The following is a 16960-nucleotide window of genomic DNA, read 5'->3' as shown; positions in this document are numbered from 1 at the left end:
CAGTCGTTGTTTCGCCTATGCCGACGAAAGGCAGAGTTCCTGAGCCGTGCACCCGATCCGACGACATGGAGCCGGCGTCGCCGCCTCAGACAAGGCACGACAGCAATGCCGCACGTAATTTGTCCTTCATTGGCAGCACTAGCTCAGTTGGGACGGAGAACGCCTCGGAAGCGACCGAGCATTGGAACGGTTGACATCTTACTTGGATAACGCCGGCAAACGAGAGGACGTCTGTCCCGAAGGACGCGTTGATCGTTTCGTCGCATCTCGGCCTTTTACGCCCCATTGGCCGGCACATAGCGCGCGAAGTGTCTTTAGCGCGGAACACTTGCAATGCCGCGACTTGACGGCACTACGGCCAACAGCCTCGCAAGACTGACCGCGGATCAAGACGAACTGGGAAGTATTCAATGTCGGTTTCGCAAGCCTGTTCGACGACAAATACAGCTGATCTCGCCCGTGCCTTGCTTTCGCTGGGGCAGTCTCGCGCGATCACTACCGCTAGCATTCGCGCAGCGCATGCAGGCATTGCTATGTGCCGCCCACAGATGCATCAGTGCGCCGCCAGGGCTCTCAACCCCGTAAGTCATCGCAGAGCTCTTGCCAACATAACGGATATGTTGAGCTGCGCCGCCCGCCCAGGCGACCCGCCGCGAGCCGTCACATATCCGATGTCAATGGATGCGCATGCATCGGTCGCCTGCCAACAAGCTCTTGCGGGTCGTCTACGGCTTTTCGAATTCATGCCAGACCGGCAGCATCCAGTCGCCGGATCTCTTGGTCAACCCTAACACGCTCAAGTCTTGCCGAGGACGGACGAGAGGCGATGGATGCGAATTCTCCTGGTTGATCATCATGCGGACTTTGGCCGCGCTGTGAAGGCAACGCTCGTGAATTGCGGGTTCGCGGTGGACGTGACGCCCACGCTGGATGAGGCGTCAGCCGCGCTGGATTGCGCAAACTACCACCTCGTACTGCTGGAGTCCGTCTTGCCGGATGGGGATAGTTTGGACTGGTTGAAGCAGTTGCGGCGCGAAGGACGATCAATGCCGGCAATGATGATGAGCAGTCTCAATGATCTCAGCCGCCGGATCGCGACCTTCAATGCGGGAGCGGATGATTTCCTGCCCAAGCCTGTGTCGATCGACGAACTCATCGCTCGCATGCGGGCCATTTTGCGAAGGTCAACGCAAATGACGGCGCCGGTCGTGACATTCGGGAATCTGCATTTCGATCCGATCGCCAGACAAGTCTCGGTGGGTGGCCGGATCCTGAGGATTGCTCGGCGTGAGGTGTGCATTCTCGAGCATCTGCTCAATCGCGCCGGCCGCACTGTGCCGCGCGCTTCGCTGGAAGATAGCTTGTACGCGTTCGATGACGAGGTTTCGACCAATGCGCTGGAAGTCGGGATTTATCGCTTACGCGCGCATTTGAACCAGGCGGGTGCGACGCTCAGAATCAAGACCGCGCGCGGCGTCGGTTACACTCTTGAACTCGTTGGCACAGCATCGGCTGCCTAGCAGCGTCACTTAAAGGCAACAATCGCTTGAAGATCCTTAATAATGCCGCCGGCGCTACCCAGCCGCCTGCGATCACCAATCCACAACGCTCTGCCGCTCTCAATCGTCTCTGCTACCTCCTATGCGGATTTGCTTTGCTGTTTCCGCTTGCGGCCTCAGCCGAGACCAAGCGGGACGGCAAAGGAGAGATGCCACGTGCGGCACCCGGCAGCACCACGGGCACGCTCAATATTACCTCGTCACAGGGAAAGACGGTGCATTTGAGCGCACCGGCGGCGACCATTTTTGTCGCCGACCCTGCAATTGCCGATTATCAAGCTCCGTCGAGCAGTACAATTTTCGTGTTCGGCAAAAAGTCCGGGCGGACGAGCCTGTTCGCCCTCAACGAAAACGGCGAGGCTCTTGCCGAGCTGCGTATTGTCGTAACCCAACCACTCGAGGATCTACGGGCCGCGCTCAAGGCCGAGGTCGGCGACTATCCAATTCAGGTCAGCTATACCCCGCGCGGGGCGATCCTTAGCGGTATAGCGCCCAATGCCGATGTCGTTGAGGCTGCGAGGAAGGTCACTGAGCAATTTGTTGGCGCGGGCGCCCCGGTCGTCAACAAGATCCAGGTCGCCGGCTCACTGCAGGTAAATCTCAGCGTGCGCGTAGCAGAAGTCTCCCGCACCGCCGTCAAGGATCTCAACATCAACTTCACCGCCTCGGGCCCAAACGGCGCTTTCCTTGCCACCGGCAAACCGGGAGGGTCCGGCAGGGCTGGCGGCGGCGGCACGATTGGGATCGGGTTTAGCACCGGCAATATCAACCTCAGCGCTGTTCTCGACGCTCTCGCCAGTGAGCACCTCGCCTCAATCCTGGCTGAGCCGAACCTGACGGCAATGTCCGGCGAAGCCGCAAGCTTCCTCGCCGGCGGCGAGTTTCCGATCCCAGTCATGCAGGACAACAGGCAGGTTTCGGTCCAATTCCGGCAGTTCGGCGTGAGCTTGGAGTTCGTCCCGACAGTGCTCAGCAACAACCAGATCATTGTCCGTGTGAAGCCCGAAGTCAGCGAACTATCGACCGAAGGCGAAGTCAAGATCAATGGTATGGCGGTTCCTGCCCTCTCGACGCGGCGGGCGAGCACCGTGGTCGAGCTCGCCAGCGGCCAGAGCTTTGCAATCGGCGGCCTCATCAGGCGCAACTTCAACACTGATATCGGCGAGTTTCCCTGGCTCGGCGACGTACCGATCCTTGGTGCGCTTTTTCGCTCTTCATCGTTTCAAAAACGCGAAACCGAGCTAGTTATCGTTGTTACACCTTACATCGTACGGCCGGGATCAAATCCAAGCCAGATAAGTATTCCGACCAACCGCATCGCACCGCCATCAGATGCAGGCCGCATCTTGACGAACACGGTGGCACGGCCGCCTCAAGGCCGCGATGCGCCGCGCGCGAGCGCACCGGGACTGACGGGCAACGCCGGCTTTATCATCGAATGAGGATCGACATATGAACATGCGATATTTGTCCCATTCGATTGTCCTTGCCGCAATATTGGGGGGCTGCGCAAATACTGCGTCGATCCATCCCAATCCTGCCGAACAAGGAGTCCAGGTCGAACAGAAAAAGCGTGTCTTGCTTCTGCAGAGCCTCCATGCCCTCGAAAAGCTTCAGCTGCGTAATTTTATCGCCGACGCAAGTGGTGGCCGGCGGGATGCGCTCCATGTGGATGTCAGCGGCTCCCATAAGCTCATTGCGCAGGTGGCGCACGAAGCACGCGCCATGGGGGTTGTTCCCTCTAACATCCGGCTGTCCGCTTCTCCCCTCAATTTATCGGGCCGTTCCGCCGTCAGGATCGAGGCGATTACGTTTGAAGCGCATCTTCCGAACTGTCCGTCGCTTTTGATCGCAGGACCAGCAGTGGACGACAATTCGTTCGAACCGACTCTTGGTTGCTCGACCAAAAACAACCTGGGAGTGATGGTGAACGATCCGCTCGACCTGGTTGATAATCGGTCTGTCAGCACGGTAAATGGCGATCGCGCCGCCGCTCCTCTTGCTAGTCACTCTACTCTCGCAGCGCGCAACAAGGGCAACGGAGAAGATGGAGCAAGCACGACAGCGCCGGACGCAGCGGGACCAACAACACAGAATGTGCAGCCGCTCCGATAGGCGCTTTAAGCGCTTGTCGGAACCTACTGTGCAGCACCTGGCGCTCAGGCGCACGAGCGATGCTGCAAGGCGCAGAGAAGGCAATTGCGAGCCATCATTTATCCCTTCATTCTACCTTTCCGCTTGGCGATGTCAGGTTTTGGAAAGCAAACGTGAGTAGCGAAATAGCGAGAGAGCGAGCCCTGCGGACTGAACATGGACCGATTCAACACGATCAACCCAGCCGATAAGGCGTCCGCTGCGTCGGATGCCGCCGTGGAACAGCCGGATCAAAAGCATGTGGCGTTTGAGCAGCACCTGGCAGGCGTGCGAGAGGCGGGCCCTGTATATCCGCACGCGGCGCTTCATGATGTCACTGAGGAAGACGATCACCTCATCCAGGCGGCATCGGCCGCTGCTCTCAATGGAGGGCCGCCGCCGAGTGAGACCACCGTCAAAATTTATGATCGTCGGCTTCGCAAATTCGCCGAGGGGCTGAAGAAGTCCGGCAAATCAATTGCTGGGCTCGATGACGATGCCTTACTCGCTAACGCTAGGAAGCTGCTGCCAAACGACAGGGTCATCGCGCCAGCATTGTTAATGATCAGTCGGTACCGCGAGCCCGACGCCAACGCTCGCCCCCTCTCAACACATTATCGTCCTTCCAGGGAAGATGAGGGTCTTATCAGGGATGCCGCCGAGGCAGGTTTTGGTCGACAGATCGGCAGGAAAACGGCCGAGAGCTATGCGAGCGAACTGCGGAAGTTGGCGGTAGCGCTCCGACCCTTGTCCATTGCCGACCTCAGTGATGATAAACTGCTCGGACACGCGGATAGGTTGTTCCCGAAGGACAAGAGGCTCATCTCCGCCTTGAATGGCCTTCGGGACTATCGCGCCATTACCCTGCAGACCAATTTAGGCGGAGAAGGAGGCAGTTCGCGCCAGGTCATCCAGCCGTCCACCCCCTCAGCTATGCCGGCCGATGAGCAGCCGATTGGGGACGATGCAGATGAGCGCAGCTCACGGCCGCCGGGGTTCAATGCTCCGCAGGTCTGGCATGGAGTGGGGTTGGCCGTCCATTCGCCTACGGAAAGTGTCGCCCAGGACGTGCTTTTCGATGCTGCAGAAGCCGAGAGCTTCTTGCCGGCGACCATGCTTGGGCCAACGGTCAGTTCAATGGTTCACTCGCCGGTGCAAAGTGTCGATCAGGAGGCGCTTTTCGATGCCGCGGATCGTGCGAACCTTTTGTCGGCGGCGACCTCCAATGCGCCGGTACCTTGGCCAACGATGAGTCCAACCATTCCCTCGCCGGTGCAACGTGTCCCTCGGGACGCGCTTTTCCATGCCGAGGGTCGCGAGAACCTCTTTCGCGCGCTGACCTTCGATGCACTGGTGCCTGGTCCAATGATGAGTTCAATCATCCACTCGCCGGTGCAAAGTGTCCCTCAGGACGCGCTTTTCGATGCAGCGGACCGCGAGAACCTTTTGCCAACGCCGACCTTCGATGCGCTGATGCCTTGGCCAACGATGAGTCCAACCGTTCCCTCGCCAGCGCAGAGTGTTGCTCAAGAAGCGCCTTTCGATGCCCCTGCTTGGCATCCGAGCTTGCGGCAGCCCGATTTCGCCTCTGAAGACCACTCTGGACAGATGATGAACGAAGGCGCTGCGGCGCAGACCACCCTTGAGCAGACGATCGCAGCAGCCGGCGAAGCCTTTGATGCGTCTTTGAGCGTTCCCGAACATTTCTCCCACGGGACTCAGGCCGCGCCGAATATGATGCACAGGCTTCGCCGCTGGGGCCTCTTGCCGGATGCAGCACAGCGGGTAAAGGCCTACGACATTCGAGGTGAGCGCTATATGGCCGTCTTGGGACCGGGAGGGCTCAACGATGTTCAGCTCGTCCATCTGCTGTCGCCCGCTGTCGGCGATACGTTTGATGTTTCTTTCGCCGTTCCCAAGAATTTTTCCCATCGCACCCAGCCGGCCCCCGACGAGATGCTGTCCAAGTTAGGCGAGTGGGACTTCTTGCCTGTTGTGGAACATCCAATCATGAACTTTGAGATCGGCGGCGAACGCTACACGGCCATCTTGGGACCGGAAGGGCCCAAGGACGTTCAGCTCATTCATCACCCTCGGCCCGCTTTGCCGGGCGAAGCTAGGCCTGCGGCACTGAGGACTTCCTCAGATATCTACGGCGGTCTTGCGCCAGGGCTTGATTCGGCGGCTCCGTTCGAATGGAGTAGGGACGCTCCCTCGGCGCTGGCGCCGAACCTTCCTCTGCCGTCTGCCGCACCTGCATCAGGCCATCAGCCAGTCCCGCAAGTGCCTGAACTGGGAGAGTTCTTGGGCGACGGCTGGACGCACGCCTCCCAAGAGGCTTCGCCCGCCGTGATCGACATATTGCAGAATCTAGGCCTTCTGCCGAGCCGGGACGTCCCAATGACCGCTTTTTTTATCCACGGTCAGCTCTACACGGCAGAGAGCCTACCGGGAAGCCGCGTTCTTCTCTTCCATCAGCCACAATTTGGCTGAATGAGGGGCTCGTCGGCACCTCGGACAGCTGCTCAGGCGGACCTAAAACCACGTCTGATCCTCCTTCCGGAGATCTTAGAAGCACGCTTCAACGATGCCGGGCGGTGAGCAAATCCGACCTTTCCAGTGCCACCATGATCTCAAGCAGCTATCGATCAAGTAAGCATTCGGCAGCACCGCACTCTGCAGAGCAAGAGAGGCGCGGTCGAGTAGCTCAGCCATTTGGCTTTCGCCCTCACAGATCCGGGCGGGCGGATTTCCCGCACCCGGCTCTTCCCGAGGGTAACCCGCGTCATATCCGCGCCTGCGCCCAAGTGCGAGTGATGCGTGGAACGGGCAGAGGGAAGCGTGCCGTCAGGGTGTCGAACTCCGACCAGCCCATGCGCCGACTTTTCTGGCTGCGTCGTCTCAGACAACGTAGCCAGATCCGACGCACTTCGCGGTAGAAGCCGTTGAGCGCTGGATAATTGTGCGGCCTGCCATAGTAGCCGTAGTGCCCGCGCAGTGCGGCGGCGAACCGCTCGTGCTGCGTGGCCAGTGGCGCGTGCATGAGCCGCCAGGCGTCCTGGCGCAACGCCGTCAGCTTGCGCGTCAGGCGTTTCCCTTCCGTCTTGTGCTTCACGATGAACCGGCCATCTCGGGTCCGCCCGCAGTAGTGGGTGAAGCCGAGGAAGGCGAAGGTCTCTGGTCGCCGCTCGCCGCGCCGCTGACGCGAGACGGCCGCGAACCGGCCAAACTCGATCAGCCGCGTCTTGCCCTCATGAAGCATCAGGCCAAAGCTGGCCAGCCGCACCTTGAGGGCCAAGAGCATTTCCTGCGCATCTGCCTTGCTCTCGAAGCCCATGACGAAGTCGTCCGCATAGCGCACGGTCACGACGCGACCGCGGGCATGACGACGACGCCATTGGTGGGCCCAGAGATCGAGGATGTAGTGCAGGAAGATGTTGGCAAGGAGCGGGCTGATGCCTGCCCCGGCGTGCCCCTGTCCGTCTCTCGCTTCTCGCCGCTCTCAAGAACACCGGCCCGCAGCCACAGCTCGAGGAGCCGTAGGATGCGAGGATCGGCGATCCTGTGCGCCACCATCCGCAACAGCCACTCGTGGTCGACCGCGTCGAAGAAGCTGCGTATGTCGGCATCGAGCACCCAGTTCACACGCTGGCTCATGATCGCCGTATGCAAGGCATCAAGCGCCATATGAGGATTCCGCCCCGGCCGGAAGCCGTAGGAGAACCCAAGGAAGTCGGCCTCATAGACGGCGCTCAACACCTCGGCCACCGCGCTTTGGACGATCTTGTCCTCGAGCGCCGGCACACCGAGAGGCCGCTTACCGCCATCGGCTTTGGGGATGTAGACTCGCCGCACCGGCTGTGGCCGGTAGCGACCAGTGTGGACCCGTCCGCAGAGGTCGCGGATGTTATCCGTGAGCCCCTCTTCGTACTTCGCCATCGTTACCCCATCGACCCCCGCGCTGGCCTGCCGCTTTTGTCGTCGAAACGCCCGAAGCAGAGCGTCCTCGTCGATGTGGTGCAGCAAGGCCGTGAACCGGGTTTGGGCAGCCCGCTTGGCCGCCGCGTTCACCCGATCGAGGTTCGGCGGCAAGGCAACCCGGCTCTGTGTCCGGACCCTGGCCTTCTCGCGCGGGCTCCCCTCGGGCTGGCCCCTTCCCTCCATACGTCTCGTTTCCTTCGACGACTTCACAGGTACTATGGACCAGTCCGACTCCCGACCTCAGCTCGGACCGCGGCTCTGGCAGTGCCTCGCCGCTGTCCCCCACTGGAGACCAATCCAGTGGACCCGATCGGGCCTCTCATGTTCCGATGATTGCCTTCCATGCGTGATGCGGCCATCGACCCCGACGGAGCGGCATCGTCTCGCATAACGACGATGCTCATGCTGCCTTCGTGACTAGGGAACACACTCGGCCTCCGGCTGATGGCGCTGGTGGTCGAAGGCATGACCGGCGCGGCATGTGCAGTGAGATCGGCGACAACGTGAAGGCCTTCCTCAACCGCCCGCTCTAGGGCGATCGGCCCTATCTGTGGATCGGCCACGTACGTGAAGCTGCGTCAGCAGGGGCGCATCGTCTCGGTCGCGGTGACCATCGCGTCGAGTTAACAGCGACGGCCGGCGTGAGGCGCTCGGCATTGACGTCGGCCCATCCGAAGCCGAGACGTTCTGGGCCGCGCTCCTGCGCAAGCTCGTCCGCCGCGGCCTGCGGGGCTACGGGCTCGTCGTCTCCGATACTCATGAGGGATCACGGCCACGGTCGGCGAAGTTCTCAACGCCACTAGCGCTGCCGCGTCCACTTCATGCGCAATGCGCTGGCACGTGCCGGCAAGAGCGCACGGCGCCTCGTCTCCGCCTTCATCGCCACGGTGTGCGCCCAGGACGATGCCGAGGACGCGCGGGCGTAATGGCGCTGCGTCGCCGACCAGCTCCGCTCCCCTGCCAAAGCGCGGCGCCTTCCTTGCAGCGCCGGATCCGCTACTGACGGGCAATGCACGGCGGCGGGCAGGAACTCATCTTCCGTCAGACCTCCGGCTCTTGCGATTGATTTGATACGCAAGCGGCTGACCGCTGGCGTTGTCACGTGACGATCTCCTTCATCCCGCTAATCCCGAATCTTTTTCGATTCGCCTGTGCGATGTAGTGCGCGGGCCCCGTGGGTCGGTCAAAATCCCCCGGGTATGGTCACTTGAAACTCCCCCACCTGATGATCGCCGTCAGCGCCGCTGAACAGCAGTAGCCGGTCAGGCAGGACGTTTATGTTCGACCCCTTTAGCCAGCAAGGGGCCGGGGAGTTGAACGTCTTGAAGCGACATCTGCAAAGCACCGTACTTACATTACTTGATCGCAACACCAGCCAGCGCGAGATTCACCGGCTGACGGGTGTCGATCGCAAGACGATCCGGCGTTATCAGGCGCTGCGGGCCGGTGCGGAGGCAAATTCCCCCGGGGAAGTGACCACCGGCTCGGTGAGCGCGGACGGCCAAATTCCTCCACCCCGACCACCGGCTTTTGGGACATCGGAAGCGACGGTCACCAGCAGCCTGGCCCGTTCGGCTTGCGAAGCGCATCGGACGTGGATCGAAGAACAGGTCCGGCTGAAGCGGAACGCGCAGGCGATTTACCAGGACCTGGTTGATCAATTTGGCTTTCCGTCCAGCTACCAGAGTGTCAAGCGGTTTGTGCGCCGGTTGCGGCACGCTGATCCTGAGCAGTTTGATCGTCTTGAGTTCCTCCCCGGCGAGGAAGCTCAGGTCGACTATGGCGAGGGCGCGCCGACGGTTGATCCGAAGAGCGGGCGGTACCGTCGTCCCCGCCTGTTCGTGATGACGCTACGCTACTCGCGGCGCAGCTTCCGGCGGGTAGTCTGGAAGTCCAGCCAACAAGTCTGGGCGCAGCTCCACGAAGAGGCGTTCCGGTATTTTGGCGGGGTCCCCAGCTATGTCGTGCTCGACAACCTGAAGGAAGGCGTCCTCAAGCCGGATTTGTACGAGCCCCAGCTCAACCCGATTTACAGCGCGATGCTGGCTCATTACGCCGTGGTCGCCGATCCCGCGCGCGTGGCCGATCCAAATCGGAAAGGATGCGTCGAGAATGCGATTCAACATACCCAGGGCACTGCGCTGGCCGGACGGCGCTTCGAGACGCTGGAGGCGCAAAACGAGTTCTTGAGGCACTGGGAGGAGAACTGGGCTTCCAAACGCATCCACGGCAGCACGCGCCGTCAGGTCGAGGCGATGTTCCAGGAAGAGAAGCCGCACCTGCGGCCGCTGCCTGTCGCTCCCTTCCGCATCTTCACCGAAGTCGTCCGGACTGTCTGCGACGACACCACCGTACGCGTCGACAACAGCTATTACGCCGCGCGGCCCGCGCCGATCGGCAGCCAGGTCGTCGTGCGCATCTACACCACCACGATCGAGATCCGTGATCGCCACACCCGTGCGCTGCTGCGTGTTCATTCCCGGATGGCGCACCCCGGTTCTGTCGTCCTGCCGACCAGCGAACGGCCGTTCAACCCGTCGCGGCAAACCGCCGTGCTGCTGGCGAGCGCCGAGCGCATCGGACCGCAGACCAGGGCCTTGTGCCAGCAGGTGTTCGACACCGAAGGGCGCCCCGGACAGCGCGCGATGTGGGGCATTGTCGGGCTGGGCCGGAAGTATCCGGCGCGGCTGGTCGAGCAGGCCTGCGCGCACGCCATCGACAACCGCATCTACCGCTACAAGCACGTGCGTGCGACCGTCGAGCGGTTGTTCGAACAGGCGATCGAGCAGGTTGGAGTGACGCCACAGCCGGCATCGCCGCTCACCCAGGATCATCCGCTGATCCGTACCCCCGCGGAATACGGCGACCTCTTCAGCCGCGCTGTGCGGCGCGACGCCGACGACAATGGTCGGCAGGCCGAGGCTCACGACGATCACGCCACGGCAATCCGCGCTCGTGTCGCCTGCGCAACCCCGGCCAACTCCGGCGCCACGAGCGCTCCCGCTGCACCTTCTCACCTTAAACTGGAGACCTAGCCACATGATGACCATGCCGGAAATTGAGCGTTGCCTACGACAGCTGCGCCTGTCGGGTGTCCGCGACACGCTGCAGACGCGCGTGCTCCAGGCGCAGGGCGCCAACCAGCCCTTCCTCGAGACCTTCTCCCTTATCCTGCAGGATGAACTGGACCGTCGTCAGTCCCGTCTTATCGAGCGGCGATACCAGCAATCCGGGCTCGACGAAAAGCTGACGCTCGCCGAGTTCGACTGGTCCTTCAATCCCAAACTGCCACGTCAGACCTGCTTCCAGCTCCACACCCTGGCGTTCATTGCCGCTGGCGAGAACGCTCTGCTTGTTGGCAAACCTGGCACCGGGAAGTCGCACATCGCCAAGGCGATTGCCTATCAGGCGATCCTGCAAAGCCACAAGGTCCAGTATCTTGAGACCGACGACTTCTTCCACCGCTACGCCCTGAACTCTCCGGCACAACGCGAGGTCCGGCTGCGAACCATCATCGACTGCGATCTCCTCGTGCTGGACGATCTATTCCTCGCACGCGCCATCCCCGACGACGCCGGCACTTTGCTGCAGACCCTGATCCATCAGCGTTACAAACTGCGCCGCAGCGTCATCGTCACCTCCAATCGCGTCGTGCAGGATTGGGGGGCATACCTTGGGGACAACACTATGAGCACGACGATCCTCGATCGCCTTATGCATCATTGCCATCTGCTTGAGTTCGACGGACGCAGCTATCGGCTCAAAGAAGCCGCTGAAGCTCTTGCCCGGGAAACAAACTCAAACTAACAGTCCCTTGTCCTGCCTCGCGGGTGGAGGAATTTGACTGACCACACCCGGAGGAATTTGAAGTGACCCGCGGGGGCGCGGGCTTCTTCGCCATGTTTCTGAACTTGGCCACTCTAGAATCAGAAATGCCGTCAGTTGCGAGTTCCTTGCGTGCAATGAAAATTCAGATCGAAGCCCGTAGCACGAGTAAGTACGCGGCAACGGGCGGTGCTCCCGCCGCTCTTCGTAAATATGAATGTGCATCACGTCTTCGACCTCTGGACCCACGAGTGGAGAAGCAGCGGCAGCTATGCCGGCGGCAGTCTTATGGGCTTCGAAATAAAACCGAGGTCCTACGCCTTCTCGACGCCCTGCGTGAGCGAATAGCGGAGTTCGGTCTTTCGCTAAATGAGGAGAAGACCCGGATTCTGAAATTTGGACGGTACGCGGCCGAGCGCCTCTCGCGCCGGGGCAACGCCGCCCGAAGACGTTCGACTTCCTCGGGTTCACGCACATCTGCGCGGTGCACCCAACGAAATCCGCACTTCACAATGCGGATTTCACGGATCGTGAGCATCGATTTCGCGCGATCGTGAGCACTGAATTCAGACGATCGTGAGCAGCCCGCTACGGCCGATGGGAGATAGAGTCAGTGTTCTGGTTGGCCGTCAAGGGTGATGGTTTTGGCGCTGCGTTTTCGCATGCTTTCTCCGGTGAGCTGGAGGCGGTGGGCGTTGTGGACGAGGCGATCGAGAATGGCGTCGGCGACCGTGGGGTCCCCAATGGCTCCATGCCAGGTGTCCACGGGGAGCTGACTTGTGACGATGGTGGATGCGCGGCCATGGCGGTCCTCGAGGATTTCGAGCAGATCGCGGCGTTCCGCGGCGGTGAGCACCGATAGTCCCCAATCATCCAAAATCAGAAGCTGAGCGCGGCCGAGGCTTTTGAGGAGCCGGGCGTAACGTCCGTCTCCGCGCGCGAGCGCGAGCGCCTCGAACAGCCTTGGAACGCGATGATAGAGGACTGATCGGTTGTCGCGGCAGGCCTTGTGGCCGAGCGCGCAGGCTAACCAACTTTTGCCCAGGCCGGTTGCCCCGGTGACGAGCAAATTCTCGTGGCGATCGATCCAGCGACCTTCGACGAGTTTGGCGAAAACGGCGCGGTCGATGCCCCGCGGGGTGCGCAGATCGACGTCCTCGACGCAAGCAGTCTGGCGCAGTGCGGCGATCTTGAGGCGCGTGGTGAGCCGCCTGGTGTCGCGTTCGGCGGCTTCGCGGTCGACCAACAGGCCGATGCGATCTTCGAACGGCAGGGCTTCGAGATCGGGCGATCGGCGCTGCTCCTCGAAGGCCTTGGCCATTCCGGTCAGGCCAAGCTCGATCAGCCGTTCGTGGGTTGGGTGGTTAAGCATGCCGGGTCTCTCCTTGCTTCAGTGGAAGTAGTCGCGTCCGCGGATGTTGCCGTGGCGCAGGGGCTGGTGCTCGAAAGATTCGTCGAAGAACGTGCGATCGAGGCCGTTCTGGAGGATCGATCTAATCGAGGCGACGGAGCGCGCCTTGATGAGGATGCCCCTCCGGCAGGCTGCGTCGAGGCGTTCGGCGCCGTAGCTTTTGACGAGCGCCAGAATGCCAAGGCAGGTTCGAAAGCCTTGTTCTGGATGGGGGCGGGCGTCGATCACGGCCTGGAAAAACGCTGCTGTCGAAGGACCGATCCGCTCGCCGGCGGCGATCACCGCGGCGGGGGTCCATTTGCCGTAGCGGCGATGGGCGCTGGGCATGTGGTCGGCGATGGTGGTGTGTCCGCGTCGGTTGGGCGCGCGGGCATGGCTGGCGATCCGCTGGCCCTTGTGGAAGATCTCGACCGTCCGATCGTCGATACGGGCATCGACCAGCTCGCCAATCAGACGATACGGCGCGGAGTACCAATGGCCGTCGACCTCGACATGATAATCGGGAGCGAGGCGGCAGCGCTTCCAGCGTGCGAAGGCATAAGGCTGATCTGGCAGCGGGGTTAGCTTGGGTTTGTCGAGTTCGGCAAACAGTTCGGCGCGGCTTGAGCCGAAGCCACGCATTTGACGAGCATTGAGTTCGTCGACGAGTGTCTTGATGGCGGCGTTGAGCTCGGCCCGGGAAAAGAAGCGCTGATTGCGCAGCCGGGCCAGAATCCAGCGCTGGGCGATTTGCACCGCGACCTCGACCTTCGCCTTGTCTTTTGGGCGCCGCGGCCGTGCGGCGAGAATGGCCGTGCCGTAATGGCTCGCCATCTCGGCATAAGTGCGATTGAGGCCGGGATCGTAGCGGTCGGGGTTGCTGACGGCGGCTTTGAGGTTGTCGCAGACCACGAACGTCGGCGTTCCGCTCAAAAACGTGAACAAGTTGACGTGGGCCCGGATCCAGTCGGCCAAGCTCTCGCTGGGGCAGGCCTCGGCGTAGGTGTAGTTCGAAGCGCCCATCGCCGCGACGAACAGCTTCATCGGCTGCACTTCCCCGGTCAGGGGATCGACGATGTCGATGGTGTCGCCGGCGAAATCCACGAACACCTTCTCGCCGCCCAGATGAATCTGCCGCATCGAAGGTCGGACCCGCCCCTTCCAGGCCTCGTAGGTAGTGCAGAACCACGTGTACCCGAAACCGTCGGGATTAACGGCGCGATACTCCTCCCAGAGCAGGCGACGGGTTACGTTGCGCCGGCGGAGCTCTTTATCGATGTAGCTCCAGTCGGGCACCGGCCGCTGCGGGCTCTGAGACGCTGGTCGTGGGGCCGGGAAAAGCAAAAGCTCCAGGTCTTCATCGGTCATTCCCTCCGGAAGCGGCCAGCTCAACCCAGCAGAGCGGGCGCGGCTCAGGTAGCTGTGCACAACGCCGTTGCTGACGCCCACGCTCCGCGCGATGGCCCGCTCTGGCAGGCCTTGAAAATGTTTTAACCGAAGGACTTCCTTGATCCGGCGCATCGACAATCTCTGGGTAGGCATTGGACTTCCTCGTTAACCACGAGGTCATCCCTAAGCCGGTTGAGTTGTCGGCCGAAGCGCTGCAAGGCTCCGAAAGCCTTGCTCACGATCCCGCGAAATCGTTGCTCACGATCGTCTGAAATCTCTGCTCACGATCCCCTGAAATCCGCGCTCACGATCCCGCGAAACGCGCATCACAATCCGACGGGTGACAATCGACTCCCGCAATGCCAGGATGGCACGATACGACACGGCGTAACGAACCGCCGCCAGGCGTTCATCGTTGATACCGGCGCGTGGCTCCGCCGCGTGTTGCAGGGATACCTGAACTACGACACCATTCACGGGACTCTGATACGGGCTCGGGCCTTGGCCCGGTGCGATGCTTACGCGCTGGCCCGCCGAGCGACCACAGCGCGTTCTGCAGACCCTCGGCCAGGGCGACGAAGCTCTCGCCCCAGGACTGGTAGTCGCCTCACGTGTCTCGGCGATCAGCTTCGGATGTTGTCCGTGAACAAGCCTCCAAGCACTTGATTGAGAGTCTGTTTTCCGGTTGCGGCGGCATTTGAGATTGCAGGGGATTGGGGCTTCACAGCAAAAACCTGCAATTTCGATTTTGGATTTCCCTGCCGCTGCGAACCGTGATTCTGTGCTGCATCGGAGGGACCGATGCGACCAAAGAAGCACAGGACGACAGGCTCGAACGATCTGTTCCGGTCCCGGCTGGACCAGATCATCAACATGCGACACGAGCTGGTTCTGCTCGCCGGCAGGGTCGATTGGGACTGGATCGACGGCGAGATCGCGCCGCTCTACAGCGACAACGGCAGGCCGGGTATCGCGACCCGCTTCATGATCGGATTGCTGCTGCTCAAGCACATCTACGGCCTGTCCGATGAGGGGGTGTGCGAGCGCTGGGTCCACGATCCGTACTTCCAGTTCTTCACCGGCGAAGAGTTTTTCCAGCACGTTTTCCCGCATGAGCGCTCAGACCTGAGCCACTGGCGCAAGCGGCTCGGCGACAAGCTGGAGCGGTTGTTGGCCGAGAGCCTTCGGGTGGCGCACGCGAGCGGTGCGTTGCGCAGCCAGGACCTCAAGCGGGTCACGGTCGACACGACCGTCCAACCGAAGGCCATCAGCTTCCCGACCGACGCCAAGCTGCTGCATGCAGCGATCCGCGGGTTGAACCGCCTGGCGAGGAAGCACGGGGTCAGGCTCCGGCAATCCTATGTTCGCGTGGCCAAAAGCGCGGCGATGATGGCGGGCCGCTACGCTCATGCCAAACAATTCAACCGGCATCAGCGACAGCTGCGCATCCTGCGCAGCCGGCTGGGCCGGATCATCCGCGACATTCGCCGCAAGACCGAGGGCCAGGCCGCATTGGAGGGGGCATTCGCCCTGCCGCTGAGCCGAGCCACCCAGATCGGCTCGCAGCAGCAGCGCCAGCGCGGCTGGAAGTTGTATTCCTTCCATGCTCCGGAGGTCGAGTGCATCGGCAAGGGCAAGGCCGCCGCGCCCTATGAGTTCTGCGTGAAGGCCTCCATCGTCACCAACAACCAAAGAGCTCCGGGCGGCTTGTTCGTGCTCCACGCCTGCTCGCTGCCGGACAACCCCTACGACGGTCACACCCTTCGCAACGTCATCGAGCGCACCGAGAGCCTCACCGGCTGCCCGATCGAACGGGCCTATGTCGACAAGGGATATCGCGGCCACGACACACAAAATCCCCGCCGCGTCTTCATCTCGGGCCAGAAGCGCGGCGTCTTCGGCGTCATCAAGCGCGAGCTACGCCGCCGTTCCGCCATCGAGCCCATCATCGGACACATGAAGAACGAAGGTCACCTTGGCCGCTGCTATCTCAAAGGCCGCGCCGGAGATGCCGCTAACGTTCTCCTCTCGGCCGTTGGCCACAACCTCCGCCGTGTCCTGGCTTGGCTCAGAGACCTTTTGTCCCTCTTCCTGCTCTCACTCTGGCCAACGCTCAACTGTCCAGTTCAGCCCAATTCGGCTTATTAACGATCGACTCGGATCGCAGGCAGCGCGGGCGACTCGCCGCCTTGGCTGACTTCAATCGGGAGCTAGTTCAGTTTCTGCGGAGAAAAATCTCGTGTTCCGAGCCTGGCGGCCCGATACCGGCTGTTTAGTTCACGTCCCCGAGAGTAAGACTTTTATTTGGCTCAGATCCGGATGGGGCAGAAGCTTGTGCAAACCCATTCGCAACTTGAGGTCTTCCGGCGCCCACGGATCTCCCTGCTGCCAGCTCGGGGGCACATAAAGAGACAAACTTGGCAGCGGCTGGTTGCGCCGCACTTGCGGCGCATAAGGCGAGGATGTTGAGTTGAAGCCGTCCATGTTCCACCCCCTGAACGCTTAAAGCCGACTACAGAAGGTCAGCGACAGGAAACAGCGCGGGCGCGGCCTGGCGCCTACCGACCTGGGGGGGCTGGATAAAGGCACTATCCCTGCCGCTCCGCGCTGCCGTTGAGTTTAGCGGAAAGCGTGACTCGGCGCTGACCGTTCTGGATAGATAGCGCTGTCCCTGCCACGTCCC

Annotated in this window: 10 protein-coding genes and 2 pseudogenes; 8 read left to right on the top strand and 4 right to left on the bottom strand. The window is 61.6% G+C overall.

The window, feature by feature from the left end; all coding sequences use genetic code 11:
* The first annotated feature begins 830 nt into the window (after positions 1 to 830).
* The 4 genes from ABIF91_RS22460 (at position 831) to ABIF91_RS22445 (ending at position 6185) form a co-directional block, all read left to right on the top strand.
* The gene (locus tag ABIF91_RS22460) at positions 831 to 1520 is read left to right on the top strand and encodes a response regulator (protein WP_011084649.1); all 690 of its coding nucleotides are present in this window, start codon (positions 831 to 833) and stop codon (positions 1518 to 1520) included.
* Between the two features lie 26 nt (positions 1521 to 1546).
* Complete coding sequence (locus ABIF91_RS22455; RefSeq protein ID WP_028181206.1) at positions 1547 to 3001, top strand: type II and III secretion system protein family protein; 1455 nt, start codon at positions 1547 to 1549, stop codon at positions 2999 to 3001.
* Positions 3002 to 3011: 10 nt separating this feature from the next.
* Positions 3012 to 3674 carry a CpaD family pilus assembly lipoprotein gene (locus ABIF91_RS22450; protein ID WP_011084647.1) on the top strand — a complete coding sequence of 221 codons (663 nt, stop codon included), beginning with the start codon at positions 3012 to 3014 and terminating at the stop codon, positions 3672 to 3674.
* Positions 3675 to 3869: 195 nt separating this feature from the next.
* A complete protein-coding gene (locus ABIF91_RS22445) occupies positions 3870 to 6185 on the top strand; it encodes a hypothetical protein (RefSeq protein WP_424579398.1) in 2316 nt (771 codons plus the stop codon).
* 292 nt (positions 6186 to 6477) lie between these two features.
* Here ABIF91_RS22445 and ltrA read toward each other — a convergent pair.
* Positions 6478 to 7631, bottom strand: a pseudogene (gene ltrA / locus ABIF91_RS22440) (group II intron reverse transcriptase/maturase).
* A gap of 524 nt (positions 7632 to 8155) precedes the next feature.
* Here ltrA and ABIF91_RS22435 point away from each other — a divergent pair.
* From ABIF91_RS22435 to istB (ABIF91_RS22425), 3 genes and pseudogenes are all read left to right on the top strand, one after another.
* A pseudogene (locus tag ABIF91_RS22435) lies at positions 8156 to 8596 on the top strand (transposase); the annotation flags it as partial.
* Positions 8597 to 8950: 354 nt separating this feature from the next.
* Complete coding sequence (gene istA, locus ABIF91_RS22430; RefSeq protein WP_100214066.1) at positions 8951 to 10708, top strand: IS21-like element IS1631 family transposase; 1758 nt, start codon at positions 8951 to 8953, stop codon at positions 10706 to 10708.
* Positions 10709 to 10712: 4 nt separating this feature from the next.
* Positions 10713 to 11480: an IS21-like element IS1631 family helper ATPase IstB gene (istB, locus tag ABIF91_RS22425; RefSeq protein ID WP_038952109.1), complete on the top strand. Its 768-nt coding sequence runs from the start codon at positions 10713 to 10715 to the stop codon at positions 11478 to 11480.
* A gap of 628 nt (positions 11481 to 12108) precedes the next feature.
* On the opposite strand, the gene istB (ABIF91_RS22420) is transcribed toward istB (ABIF91_RS22425), so the two are convergent.
* Together istB (ABIF91_RS22420) and istA (ABIF91_RS22415) are read right to left on the bottom strand one after the other, a co-directional pair.
* Positions 12109 to 12870 carry an IS21-like element ISFK1 family helper ATPase IstB gene (istB, locus tag ABIF91_RS22420; protein ID WP_011090937.1) on the bottom strand — a complete coding sequence of 254 codons (762 nt, stop codon included), beginning with the start codon at positions 12868 to 12870 and terminating at the stop codon, positions 12109 to 12111.
* Positions 12871 to 12888: 18 nt separating this feature from the next.
* Complete coding sequence (gene istA / locus ABIF91_RS22415) at positions 12889 to 14430, bottom strand: IS21-like element ISFK1 family transposase (protein ID WP_060907903.1); 1542 nt, start codon at positions 14428 to 14430, stop codon at positions 12889 to 12891.
* A gap of 648 nt (positions 14431 to 15078) precedes the next feature.
* Between istA (ABIF91_RS22415) and ABIF91_RS22410 the strand changes: the two genes are divergently transcribed.
* Positions 15079 to 16425 (top strand): IS5-like element ISBj2_B family transposase, encoded by a 1347-nt coding sequence (locus ABIF91_RS22410; RefSeq protein ID WP_208088662.1) that lies wholly within the window; start codon positions 15079 to 15081, stop codon positions 16423 to 16425.
* A 129-nt stretch (positions 16426 to 16554) separates the two neighbouring features.
* On the opposite strand, the gene ABIF91_RS22405 is transcribed toward ABIF91_RS22410, so the two are convergent.
* A complete protein-coding gene (locus ABIF91_RS22405) occupies positions 16555 to 16761 on the bottom strand; it encodes a hypothetical protein (RefSeq protein ID WP_011084638.1) in 207 nt (68 codons plus the stop codon).
* Positions 16762 to 16960 lie beyond the last annotated feature (199 nt).

The organism is Bradyrhizobium sp. USDA 241 (assembly GCF_049739505.1).
GTDB lineage: Bacteria > Pseudomonadota > Alphaproteobacteria > Rhizobiales > Xanthobacteraceae > Bradyrhizobium > Bradyrhizobium liaoningense.
Note: the sequence above shows the minus strand (reverse complement) of the source record. Positions and strands in the feature narration are given on the sequence as shown.

Excerpts from the sequence above, each read along its gene's own strand:
- istA (WP_100214066.1), top strand. The coding sequence starts at position 8,951 with ATGTTCGACCCCTTTAGCCAGCAAGGGGCCGGGGAGTTGAACGTCTTG.
- ABIF91_RS22405 (WP_011084638.1), bottom strand. The coding sequence starts at position 16,761 with ATGGACGGCTTCAACTCAACATCCTCGCCTTATGCGCCGCAAGTGCGG.
- ABIF91_RS22450 (WP_011084647.1), top strand. The coding sequence starts at position 3,012 with ATGAACATGCGATATTTGTCCCATTCGATTGTCCTTGCCGCAATATTG.
- istB (WP_038952109.1), top strand. The coding sequence starts at position 10,713 with ATGATGACCATGCCGGAAATTGAGCGTTGCCTACGACAGCTGCGCCTG.
- ABIF91_RS22410 (WP_208088662.1), top strand. The coding sequence starts at position 15,079 with ATGCGACCAAAGAAGCACAGGACGACAGGCTCGAACGATCTGTTCCGG.
- ABIF91_RS22460 (WP_011084649.1), top strand. The coding sequence starts at position 831 with ATGCGAATTCTCCTGGTTGATCATCATGCGGACTTTGGCCGCGCTGTG.
- ABIF91_RS22445 (WP_424579398.1), top strand. The coding sequence starts at position 3,870 with ATGGACCGATTCAACACGATCAACCCAGCCGATAAGGCGTCCGCTGCG.
- istB (WP_011090937.1), bottom strand. The coding sequence starts at position 12,870 with ATGCTTAACCACCCAACCCACGAACGGCTGATCGAGCTTGGCCTGACC.
- istA (WP_060907903.1), bottom strand. The coding sequence starts at position 14,430 with ATGCCTACCCAGAGATTGTCGATGCGCCGGATCAAGGAAGTCCTTCGG.